Annotated in this window: 12 protein-coding genes; 6 read left to right on the top strand and 6 right to left on the bottom strand. The window is 46.1% G+C overall.

From position 1 onward, the window contains the following. Window positions 1-130: 130 nt before the first annotated feature. Window positions 131-1,063: a phosphatidate cytidylyltransferase gene (locus tag QZW82_RS10550; RefSeq protein WP_293147748.1), complete on the bottom strand. Its 933-nt coding sequence runs from the start codon at window positions 1,061-1,063 to the stop codon at window positions 131-133. A 3-nt stretch (window positions 1,064-1,066) separates the two neighbouring features. On the opposite strand from QZW82_RS10550, the gene QZW82_RS10545 reads away from it, so the two are divergent. Beyond that, the gene (locus tag QZW82_RS10545) at window positions 1,067-1,213 is read left to right on the top strand and encodes a hypothetical protein (protein WP_293147746.1); all 147 of its coding nucleotides are present in this window, start codon (window positions 1,067-1,069) and stop codon (window positions 1,211-1,213) included. Between the two features lie 605 nt (window positions 1,214-1,818). On the opposite strand, the gene cbiT is transcribed toward QZW82_RS10545, so the two are convergent. Further along, window positions 1,819-2,412, bottom strand: a complete 594-nt coding sequence (cbiT, locus tag QZW82_RS10540; protein ID WP_293147744.1) for a precorrin-6Y C5,15-methyltransferase subunit CbiT — start codon at window positions 2,410-2,412, stop codon at window positions 1,819-1,821. Between the two features lie 100 nt (window positions 2,413-2,512). Continuing rightward, the gene (locus QZW82_RS10535) at window positions 2,513-4,051 is read right to left on the bottom strand and encodes an aminotransferase class I/II-fold pyridoxal phosphate-dependent enzyme (RefSeq protein WP_293147742.1); all 1,539 of its coding nucleotides are present in this window, start codon (window positions 4,049-4,051) and stop codon (window positions 2,513-2,515) included. A gap of 467 nt (window positions 4,052-4,518) precedes the next feature. On the opposite strand from QZW82_RS10535, the gene QZW82_RS10530 reads away from it, so the two are divergent. The 3 genes from QZW82_RS10530 to QZW82_RS10520 all read left to right on the top strand — a co-directional run bounded on the left by QZW82_RS10530 (window position 4,519) and on the right by QZW82_RS10520 (window position 6,527). After that, window positions 4,519-4,773, top strand: coding sequence for a gamma-aminobutyric acid A receptor, epsilon-like protein (locus QZW82_RS10530; RefSeq protein WP_293147740.1), 255 nt, complete (start codon window positions 4,519-4,521; stop codon window positions 4,771-4,773). A gap of 270 nt (window positions 4,774-5,043) precedes the next feature. Continuing rightward, the gene (gene ychF / locus QZW82_RS10525; protein WP_293147738.1) at window positions 5,044-6,135 is read left to right on the top strand and encodes a redox-regulated ATPase YchF; all 1,092 of its coding nucleotides are present in this window, start codon (window positions 5,044-5,046) and stop codon (window positions 6,133-6,135) included. Between the two features lie 26 nt (window positions 6,136-6,161). Further along, window positions 6,162-6,527 (top strand): phage holin family protein, encoded by a 366-nt coding sequence (locus tag QZW82_RS10520; RefSeq protein ID WP_293147768.1) that lies wholly within the window; start codon window positions 6,162-6,164, stop codon window positions 6,525-6,527. A 413-nt stretch (window positions 6,528-6,940) separates the two neighbouring features. On the opposite strand, the gene QZW82_RS10515 is transcribed toward QZW82_RS10520, so the two are convergent. The 3 genes from QZW82_RS10515 to QZW82_RS10505 form a co-directional block, all read right to left on the bottom strand. Then, window positions 6,941-7,372 carry an NUDIX domain-containing protein gene (locus QZW82_RS10515; RefSeq protein ID WP_363318889.1) on the bottom strand — a complete coding sequence of 144 codons (432 nt, stop codon included), beginning with the start codon at window positions 7,370-7,372 and terminating at the stop codon, window positions 6,941-6,943. Between the two features lie 135 nt (window positions 7,373-7,507). Then, window positions 7,508-7,960: a DUF3531 family protein gene (locus QZW82_RS10510; protein ID WP_293147735.1), complete on the bottom strand. Its 453-nt coding sequence runs from the start codon at window positions 7,958-7,960 to the stop codon at window positions 7,508-7,510. 113 nt (window positions 7,961-8,073) lie between these two features. Continuing rightward, a complete protein-coding gene (locus QZW82_RS10505; protein ID WP_293147733.1) occupies window positions 8,074-9,090 on the bottom strand; it encodes a Sll0314/Alr1548 family TPR repeat-containing protein in 1,017 nt (338 codons plus the stop codon). Between the two features lie 392 nt (window positions 9,091-9,482). Between QZW82_RS10505 and QZW82_RS10500 the strand changes: the two genes are divergently transcribed. Next, window positions 9,483-10,154: an ABC transporter ATP-binding protein gene (locus QZW82_RS10500; RefSeq protein ID WP_293147764.1), complete on the top strand. Its 672-nt coding sequence runs from the start codon at window positions 9,483-9,485 to the stop codon at window positions 10,152-10,154. A 134-nt stretch (window positions 10,155-10,288) separates the two neighbouring features. Next, on the top strand, window positions 10,289-11,014 hold the full coding sequence (rsmG, locus tag QZW82_RS10495; protein WP_366664998.1) for a 16S rRNA (guanine(527)-N(7))-methyltransferase RsmG: 726 nt from the start codon (window positions 10,289-10,291) through the stop codon (window positions 11,012-11,014). Window positions 11,015-11,047 lie beyond the last annotated feature (33 nt).

The raw sequence follows: 11,047 nt of genomic DNA, 5'->3' as shown, positions 1-11,047 counted from the left end.
TATGATAGCATATTTAAGTAGACTTGCGGTATTACTTAAATGATCGAGTCAGGGGTATCGAACCCCGTCGTAGGAGCGCGGGATGTCCGTGTATCCCGACGCTCACCTAGGTACAGGTAGAGCGCGGGACTTACAGCCTCCCGAACCCACCATTAGTTAAAAAAGAGTCGATCGCGGGCAATAGCAAAGTCACAAAATAGTAGACTAAGGGTGCAGTAAAAACATAACTGTCAGTGCGATCGAGAATGCCGCCGTGACCGGGGATCAACTGCCCGGAATCCTTCACACCGGCGTCTCGTTTCATCATCGACTCAGTTAAATCTCCCAACAAGCTAGCAACGCCAATCAACAGACCAAAAGCTGCCCCAGTATACGGCCACCCCGGCCATTGTAAATACCAAGACCCGGCGGCGGCCACGGCGATACTGCCGCAAACTCCAAATACGGCACCCTCAACAGTTTTTTTCGGGCTGATGTGGGAGAGGCTAGTGCGGCCGAAGAATTTGCCGACAAAATAAGCGCCAATGTCAGCGGCCCAGATGCAGAGGAAAGCCAGCAGCAGCGAAGTCAATCCTAGAGATATGTTGCTGGAACTTGTCCAAGACTGGGACGAGTAAATATTAACAGGCAAATTGCTTGCTACTACTTGCGAAAATTGGGTGGTAGCGAGATTGGCTGGATCGAGTCCGACTCGCAGCCGTACCCAATAGCTGGGCAAATAACCGCCGTAGAACAATCCTAAAATTGAGGAGGCAATATCGGCGATCGTCGATAATTTAGGTTGGAATAACAGGTAGAAACAGATTAAGGTTCCGGCGAGGGGGAACATGGCGTCTACGAGTTGAGGCGCCAGGGCGGCAGTAATTAGCAGGGCTTGACTGACAACTAAGGTAGTTTTGGCAGCGGGTGCAATGCCTTTAGCCCGGGCTAATTGAAAATATTCCAATTGACCTAGGTACACGATGACGCCAAAGCCGAGGGTGAAGTACCATCCCCCCATAATAATCATTCCCAAAGCAAGGACGATCGCAACTATTCCACTCAGGATACGAGACCAAGGCATAAAATGAATTTCTCTTGCAGATGGCTGTGGGTGATTCGATTTGGGATTTGGGATTTGGGATTTTCGATTGTGTTAGCTAGTTCGGCGGGAATCCCCACACCAAACGAAGCGTTTCGCGCGTGGATGAAAGCCAGGGCGTTGACGAGTTGAGGCTTTGAACAATACGAAACGCAGTTGAGTGAGAGATTAGCCTCGACGAGGAAACGCCAATCTTTTGTGCAATCAACGACCGTGGTAAAATTAGGACATCTGAACCATGACAACAAGGTATGGGGTTGTAGACCTGAATCGCGGTCTACGTAAAACTTTGTGCGAAATAGGTTGAACATACGTTTCGATTTCGATTTGTACTTGTTCAAAGTGGGGCTGGACGTGTTCCTCACTCTAAAACGCCGTAGAGGGAAACCATTGGAGTACCTCGAAGGAAGATCTCGATATCCTTAACAGGACTCAGATGCCCACAACATACCGTTTACGGTTGGTGTGGGAGCGTCACGAGACGAGTTCTTACCTTGCACTGCCAACCCACATCCCCCATCGGTTATCGAAATATCTCAAGTCAGGCGGTCTATCCAGCTATGCTCGCCCTTTTTATTATGAAGGTTAACGGGACTTAAAAAAGGTTAAGAATTACATTTGGGAATCGGGAATGGGGCATGGGGCATTGGGCATCGGGCATCGGCCAAAGAGGGTATTGGAATAGCTTCTTCCCTCTTCCCTCTTCCTTCTTCCTTCTTCCTTCTTCCTTCTTCCTTCTAATCCAACTTTTCACCGCTGAGAATAAAGATGGGATTGACGGCCGCAAAGGTTTGACTCAGGCCGCGAGTCTCCAAGCGGTTGACGGCGGACTGGACTACCTCGATGTTGCGGACTTGCAACTCGGCGAAGCTTTCGGAAAGGGCGTAAAGATTCTCTAAATTCGATGCTGTGGCGACAACTCGACCCTGTGGTCGCAAGTGTCGCCAGACTTCCTTGAGAATCATTTTAATCGGGCGCCCTCCTTCGATGCAGACTCGGTGGGGGTGTTCGGGGAGATTTTCGAGGCATTCAGGGGCGCTACCTTCGATGACTTCTACGTTTTTGATCTCGAATCGATCGCAATTTCGGCGAATCAAGCTTGCTACTTCTTCATCCCTTTCGATGGCGATAATGCGACCTTTGGGACACAGCAAACCTGTTTCTACGGCGATGGTACCAGTACCTGCACCGATGTCCCACACCACTGAATCTGCTTGCAGCCGCAGGTGGGAGAGTAACAGCAGTCGGACTTCTCGCTTACTCATGGGAATTCCCGGTAAACGTTCAAATAAATCGTCTGGGATACCAGGAGTGACGTAGGGCCAAAGCATAGTTGTATTTTAAATTAAAGGCAGTTGGCAGTTGGCAGTTGGCAGTTGGCAACCCCAAGGGGGGAAAACAGGATCTCTTAATTTCCCATCTCCCTCATATTTACTGTCGCACAACCTTGAGAGTTTGGAGGCGAGGATCGCTGCAACCTGTGATTTTTCCGCCATCGGCAAGAATCTGTTGCAGGTATTCAAGGGCTTGTGGGGTAATGATTTCACCGGGCATCAAAACGGGTATTCCTGGCGGGTAGGGACAGATGAGTTCGGCGCTGAGTCGATCGACCGCTTTGTCTATTGCTACGGTTTCCGCTGGGGAAAAAAAGGCCTCGCGGGGGGAGACAGAGGGAGTGGGAGAGGGGGAGAGTGGGGGAATGGGGGAGTGGGAGAGGGGAAGAGGGGAAAAATCTTGGTTGTTGCTTGTTGCTTCTTCCTGCAATATCCATCCGTTAAATCCCGCACATTGCTCGTTGCCGAACTTGCTTCTTTCTGCTAAAAGCGTCAAAGCTTTAACTAGATTGTCAATATCTGTTTCTGTATTTCCCAAACTGATAATAAATGTTAAATGCTGCGGCATTGGCAATTCTGCGGTGACTCCGAGTTCCGAGTGTAGAATTTCATCAGCCGCAAATCCAGTAATTCCCAAGTCTGATACTTTTACGGTTAGCCTGGTTCTGTCTAGTGCGACAAAACCCGGCGTATTTAACGGTTCTAAAACTGATAAGCCGGGAATTTGACTAATGTGCGATCGCGCTTTTGCTGCTAAATCTAAAGTTTGCATCATTAACTCCTTCCCGTGGATGGCGATTTGTTGGCGGGCGGCGTCTAATGATGCTAATAATAAGTAGCTGGGACTGGTGGATTGTACTAGCTGCAATGCCCTATTCAATTTTTGGATATTTATGCGATCGCCCTTGACGTGCAACATCGATGCTTGAGTCATTGCACCGAGGGTTTTGTGGATTGATTGTACTGTTAAATCTGCCCCTGCTGATAGGGCCGGTTCTGGCAAGTTGGGATGGAAGTTAAAATGGGCGCCGTGGGCTTCGTCTACTAATAAGGGGATGTTGTATTGATGGGTAATTTTGGCGATCGCCCGCAAATCTCCACAAACCCCGTGATAGGTTGGATAAACTACCATCACTGCTTTCGCGTCGGGATGCTGTTTTAGGGCTGCTGCTGCGGATTCTGGAGTGATGCAGTTAGCAATATCCCAATCCGAGTTGTACTCTGGATTGACAAAAATGGGAATTGCGCCCGATAAAATCAAACCAGAAATTGCCGATTGATGGATGTTTCGAGGGAGGATAATTTTATCTCCCGGCCCGCAAGTCGCGACAATTGCGGCGATGATTCCGCAAGTTGAACCATTGGCTAAAAAGCGAGTATGTTCGGCGCCAAAAGCCTCAGCCGCTAAATTTTGAGCTTCGTCAATTACGCCCTCTGGGTTGAAGAGATTGTCTAATTCTGGTAATTCCGGTAAGTCCGATCGAAATACTGCGGCACCGAATAAGTCAACTAACGGCTGAGATATTCCTTGTCCGCGTTTGTGTCCGGGGGCGTAAAATGGGGAATGAGGGTGATTTGTGCGATCGCGCAGCGCATCTAATAGGGGAGTTGGTTGTTGAGGGTTTGGTACTGACACACTTATATAGCCTTTCTCAGAAAGATGAGGTACTCATGGGAATAGGGCATTGGGCATTGGGCATTGGGAATAGGGCATTGGGCATACGTCACTTTTTTGAGAACCGCTATACCATTTTAGATTTTAGATTTTAGATTTTGGATTGGGGATGACTCACTGGATATTCCCTAATACTCAAGGCATAATTTTAGGCGGACATAACATTTAATTTTCGGTATTTAGATAGATGTGTTAGGCGCTGTTTTAATTTTAATATAATAGACTCGTTCATACATATTTGATTGAGAGTTCAACCGCAGATGAAGACAGATAGACGCAAATATACGCAGATAAATTTAAGGTCTTTTTCAAGTCTGTCAACTCTAATTAACCAATACCACAAATCGGTTGTTTTTGTTTTAAAAGATAACTGGAATTGGTGACCAATTGTTTTTTTAACATCTCTATTAGCTGAGCTAAACACTAACATGATTTATCCCACTCCCGATCCGCTTCCAGGCCCGCAAATTCCCGGTACTGAACCCGGGCTGCCGGGGATTCCTTCATCGCCACCGATGCCTGGCCCAGGGCCCGTACCCGAACCGATTCCCAGCCCCGTACCAGAACCGGTACCTGCGCCAATTCCGCAGCCAATTCCTGAACCGGTGCCGGAAACTGTACCTTTTCCGATTCCTCAAACAGTTCCGGGGCCTATTCCTCAGACAATCCCTGAACCAATCTAAAATAATGTTTTAGTGCTTCGGGAAGTTTAACAGAATTTGTGAGGTCGATCGCCCAAACCGAGTTTCTTGCAAGTCCCCAATTTGTTGATAAATAAGGGACAGGGACAGGTTTCGGGCGATCGCTTTTTTGGGAAACCACTTGTGAACCGTTAAGCCATCTACCTCAAGTTAGATATTTAGCCGAACACAGGCTTGAGATTTGGGGTGGCTTGTCCAATATATTGCGGATACTTATGATATTTTGAAACAGTGATATGTTTCTAAATAGCTATGCTTACTGCCGGAATTGTCGGACTGCCTAATGTTGGCAAATCTACTCTGTTTAATGCTTTGGTGGCTAATGCCAAGGCGACTGCTGCTAATTTTCCTTTTTGTACGATCGAGCCAAATACGGGTATCGTGGCAGTACCCGACGAACGGTTGAAGGTGCTGAGCAATATTTCCAATTCTGTGCAAACTGTGCCGACGCGGATGGAGTTTGTCGATATTGCGGGTTTGGTGAAGGGTGCGAGTCAGGGGGAAGGGCTGGGAAATCAGTTTTTGTCTCACATTCGGGCTGTAGATGCGATCGTCCACGTTGTCCGCTGTTTTGACAATGATGATATCATCCACGTTTCCGGTTCTGTCGATCCCCAGCGAGATATTGACATTATCAATCTCGAACTGATTTTAGCAGATTTAGCTCAAATTGAACGCCGGCTCGATCGCACTCGCAAACAAGCTCGCAACAACAAGGAAGCTCAAGCAGAAGTAAACGTGCTTGAAAAATTGGTTGTAGTTTTGAATGCAGAAAAACCAGTACGCCAGTCCAGTTTAACTGACGAAGAAGCAGAATTAGTTAAAGGTTTAGAATTGTTAACAAACAAGCCGATCATCTATGCGGCGAACGTGTCTGAAGACGATTTGGGAACCGGAAATAGCTATGTCGAACAAGTCCGGGAAATAGCAGCTAAAGAAAATGCTAAGGTTGTCATAGTTTCGGCGCAAGTTGAGTCAGAATTGGTAGAGCTACCAGAGGAAGAACGGTCTGATTTTTTAGAATCTCTGGGGGTAACAGAAGGTGGCTTAAAATCTTTGATTCGAGCTACTTACGAATTATTGGGTTTGCGGACTTATTTCACTAGCGGGCCCAAGGAAACTCGCGCTTGGACGATTATCGCGGGAATGTTAGCGCCACAAGCTGCGGGGGTGATTCACTCTGATTTTGAGCGGGGTTTCATCCGGGCCGAAACTGTAGCTTATGAAGATTTGGTGGCTACAGGCGCAATGAATGCAGCTAAGGAAAAAGGCTTAGTTCGCAGTGAAGGAAAAGAGTATGTTGTACAAGAGGGGGATGTGCTGTTGTTCCGATTTAATGTTTAGTCTTTTAAGGAGATAAGCACGTGCACATAGATATCGTTTCGCTGGTAATTGCTTGGTTGGTAACATCTGTGAGCTTTTTTATTATTTCCAAGTTACCCATAGGCGTGGATATTGACAGTTTTGGCAAAGCGATGGTTTCGGCGGCAGTTTTTGGATTGCTGAATGCTTTAGTGCGACCAGTTTTTGTAGTTTTGGGCTTTCCAGCTTTGTTGGTAACTGTTGGTTTGTTTATGATTGTTATCAACGCTGCTATCTTTGGCTTGGCGGCTTGGCTAGTCGAAGGATTTAGATTGCGGTGGGGAATTTGGAGTGCTTTGCTTGGTGCTCTAGCCCTCGCTTTCATTAACTCTTTGCTGTATCAGGTTTTGGGTACGCTTCCCAGAGTAAGGTAGAGAAAGGTAACGCGGACAAAAATAAAGGGGGCGGGTTTATCTATTTTGTGAATTGTGGCAAAGTATTTGGGGTAAAACCCGCCTCTACTGCACATATTTTGAGTAAAAATTGCTTCTAATGTATGGGTGCATCTGGCGCAAGGCAAATATGTTTGTAGGGGCAAAGCATGACCTCCGTGAATATAAAATTATAACTAATAACTTATATGCGGTCATGCTTCTTCAGGCTTCAAAAACCAGATGCACCCTAATGTATAGCCTTTCTCAGAAAGATGAGGTATGACTATAAATGGAGTTTTTTATGCGACCTCGCTTACTATATAATAAGTATAAGAGGGCTCAAGCCCAACAACGTACCTTACTTTTTTGAGAACCGCTATATTTGCTTGTTGGGATTGGGAGCGATTTAGTTATCAATCTTCGCAATAGTCGAGAAAGCTTTCTGGAACTAGGCGCAATTCTTCCGAGCGAAATCGGTCAACAGGCATCCAAAAAGCGGTACATTTCAAGTTACCGTCTACAAAATCTAAACTTGCCAATTCATAGAATTTGGAGTCAACAAAATCGCACTGGTAGAGTTGTATTAATTCGTGTCCGGCTTGGCCATTAAAAATAAAGAAGTTTTCCAAACAAGCTAAATATTTGATATTTGTTAACTCGGCTTGAATTTCTTCTTTAAATTCTCTTTGCAAAGCGTCGATGCTATGTTCTCCGAATTCTACGCCGCCGCCGAGTGCTCGATACAATCTGTCTTGTTTTACCGGATCTTTGAATTGGGAAACGAAAATGCGATCGCCCGATCGAATCAATCCTAAAACAATTACACGAATTTTACCTTGCATAATGTAGCCATTCAGTCATCAGTTATCAATCATGAGATGTCTCCTAAAAATCCAGTCTGGAACAGGCAGGATGCCTGTTCCACAAGAATTATGAGAGATGTCTAGTCATTATCCGTATCATCCGTATCGTGCTAACGGTTAATTATCAGGCTCAAAACCCTCTCTTTTTCTCCTATTTTCAACGGGCCAATCTATATTTTCCCCGCCAATAATTAGTTCTTCAATAGTCACAAATTCTTTGCTGAGTTGCTGGAAAACATTAATTAAAACATCGATGCCGATAGCATCGCTAGTCCCCAAATCAAACCAGCAGCGAGCCCAAGAACCTTCATACTCCATTTCTCCCATATTGTGCATCAAAGCCATCATGCTTTGGTCGGCTCGATTAACATCGTAATCCATGTCACTAATATCTAAGCCTTCATCTTGAACTTGCAAATTTTCAGCATTAAATCCTCCCAGTTTTCCCAAAAAAAACCAAGAATCAAACACTTCTTCTACATACTGTTTTTCGCCGTTTGAAGGCACGTTGCTGAACTTCAGCCAAATCCACAAGTCAAAGGGATTAAATTCGCGAAACTCTACTTTCATCAATTTTTACTCTGGTTAATAACAACCGCCAACTGTCAACTAAGAGGGCAGGCACGGGGGCACTGCCCCTACAACTGTCAACTGTCAACTGTCAACTGTCAACTGTCAACTGTTTATAGTGGTGGTAAAGCCGTCGGCCCCCAGACTCCATCTGCATCTCTAATTTTATCGCGCATCGGGTCACAATCGCGAGATTTGCTGTCGAGACGGTTGCGGGTTTTGCACTGCTGAAAGAAGATTTCGGCTACTAAGCTGCGCGGTAGTTGGTCTGGTTTTGCTAAGGCGGCGTCGAAGTTTTTTCGGGCTTCCTCAAGTATGGTTTTGTTGTTGGATTGAGTCTTGGCTTGAGCAGATAAGACTTGTGCTTTGAGATAAAGGATTTCGGGGTTTGTGGGTGTTTCTGCTAGAGATTTGTTGGCAAATTCTAAAGCGCGATCGTATTTTTTTAAGTCTCGATAGCCTACGGCCATGCCGCGATAGGCTAAGTACCGGGGCGAGGCTTTTTCTTCCAGTCGTTTAATGGCGTCGCTGGGGTTGGAAAATGGTAGGTTTGAGGCTAGCATTAAGTCCATGTAGCCTTTTAGCAGGTTGAGTTCTGGGTCGTTCGGCGCTATTTTTTCTGCTGCATCTAGGTATTGAAATACTACTCGCAGTTTGTTGAGTGCTTGGGGCGCGCCTTTGGCTGTTCCTTCTTTGGCTATGGCATTTGCTCCTTCTAGAAAGTGACCTGCTGCTGTGTAAATGTTGCCGCGCAAGGGGTTAGTCTTGGTCAATTTTTCGCCGACTTCGCGGGTTTTTTGAGCGTAGGTATTCATCGAGTTTAAGTCTTGCTCGATGTAGGATAATGAGGCTGCCATTGCATAGGCTAGGGGTTCGTTTGGTTCTGCTGATAGTGCTTGTTGAATTTGGGCTTTTGCTTGTTTGTAGTTTCCTTGCTGAAACATTGTTTTGAAGGCGGTTTCGGTGTTTGACCCGATCGCCTGCTGGTGAAGAGTGCGGAAGGGATCGCCGGCTACTGCGGAGTTTATGCAGATGCCCAGGGCGATCGCACTTCCACAGGCGATCGCCCGTACTGTCTGTTTGTAACTTAACATTTGCTTGCCCAGCGATGCTAAAGGGTTTTTCGTCATAGTCAATTCTCTCAATGAAATATACTGTAAACTAGAAACAATAGAGTTACGTTCTCAGACTATCGGGCCGCTAGCAAAAAAGAGTTAAATTTGCTTGATTTTTTATGGCTCTTGCGGTATATTTTAATAATGGGAGTGTGAATTCTAATATATATGAACGCACAGATTTCCATTATCAAAATATACCATAAAAAATGTCAATAATCAAACGCCAAGCCTGAAAAAAACGAAAATTTTGTAAAGATTTATGTAAAATAAATTTGGGCGATCGGCACCAGCCAGAAACAACCTTAACTATTAATAGCACAACCAGAAGCTGAGGGATACACGAGTCCCAATGCCCAATGCCCAATGCCCAATTCCCAATTCCCAATTCCCAACTACTTACGTTAATGCTTTATCTCAAAAACTTAGTCTATCATCCTACAGCCTGTCCGAATGCTATTTTGAAAAACATCAACTTAGAACTGCCATCGCAGCAAATGGGGCTGATAGTCGGCCGCAGCGGTTCTGGCAAAAGTACGCTCTTAGAAATCTTAGCAGGTTTAGCAGAAAAAACTAGCGGCGACATCCGCTGGCGCGAACAAGAATTAACACCGGAACACTTGCAACAGTTAGGAGGTTTAGTGTTCCAGTTTCCTGAAAGACATTTTTGTGGGGGGACAATTTTAGAAGAATTGCGACTGGGACATCCCGAATTGGGACAAGAACAAATTCACTCAGCGATGAAAGAAGTTGGGTTGGCACATTTGCCGCTGCGCGCTTCTCCCCACGCTTTAAGTGGCGGACAACAGCGCCGGGTGGCCCTGGCGGTGCAGCTAATTCGCCAGCCGCATTTGCTACTTTTGGACGAACCGACGGCGGGTTTGGATTGGTCGATGCGCCGACAGTTGGTAAGCTTGTTGGGTAAGTTAAAAAATCACTGGACTTTGTTGATTGTTACTCACGATGCTAGCGATTTATTGAGCGTTGCTGATAAGTTTTGGACGTTAGACCACGGGGATTTGCAGGAGGTCGATCGCGCGAAGTTAGAGGCTAAGGAAGCAAGTTGTGTAAGTCAGTAGGCAGTTTGTAGGGGCGGTGGATGGTGCGGGCCCGCCCTCTTAGTTGACAGTTGACAGTTGTGCGAGGTTAAGAAGTCGCAAACTTTGTCATTAGTTCTTTCGATGGTTATTAGAAGATGAACCAGACAGAAATTATGATGTTACCCCAAATGAATGAATTGTGGCAAAAAACGCTGAATTGGGAGCCCGATGAGTCGCAGCAGCAACAATTTCAGCGGCTTTATGAGTTAATTGTTGAAGGCAATCGTTCCTTGAATTTAACTCGAATTACTGAACCAGTCGAGTTTTGGGAAAAACATTTGTGGGATTCTCTGCGGGGAATTGCGAGATTGCTGCCGGTTAATCGCAATTCGGCGGAAAATAACGATTTTCCCGCTGAGTCGCCGTTTAAAGCGATCGATATCGGGACTGGTGCGGGTTTTCCGGGTTTGCCGATTGCGATCGCCCTACCGGATTTATCAGTCACTCTCCTGGATTCAACTCGCAAGAAAATTACTTTCTTGGAAACGGTTTTGCCGTCTTTAGGGATAAAAAATGCTACGACTTTGCTAGGCAGATCCGATGAAATTGCCCGACAACCGCAGCACAGACAAGCTTACGATATCGCATTTCTTAGGGCAGTGGGAGCAGCTTCTCTGTGCGCTAAATACGCGCTACCTTTCCTGAAAAACGGCGGTTTGGCGGTACTTTACCGGGGAAATTGGACGGTAGAGGAAGAGGAAGAGTTGCAAAGTGCGATCGAGCGTTTGGGCGGTACGCTTGAGTCAGTCGAATCATTCACCACGCCTGCGAGTCAGGGCGCGCGCCACTGCGTTTACTTGCGGAAAACTGTACAGCAGTTCGATCGCCCGATTCGCTAGCGGAAGCCATTTTAGATACAATAGCGGTTGAAA

The organism is Microcoleus sp. bin48.metabat.b7b8b9.023 (assembly GCF_013299185.1).
In the GTDB taxonomy this organism is placed as follows: domain Bacteria; phylum Cyanobacteriota; class Cyanobacteriia; order Cyanobacteriales; family Microcoleaceae; genus Microcoleus.
Note: the sequence above shows the minus strand (reverse complement) of the source record. Positions and strands in the feature narration are given on the sequence as shown.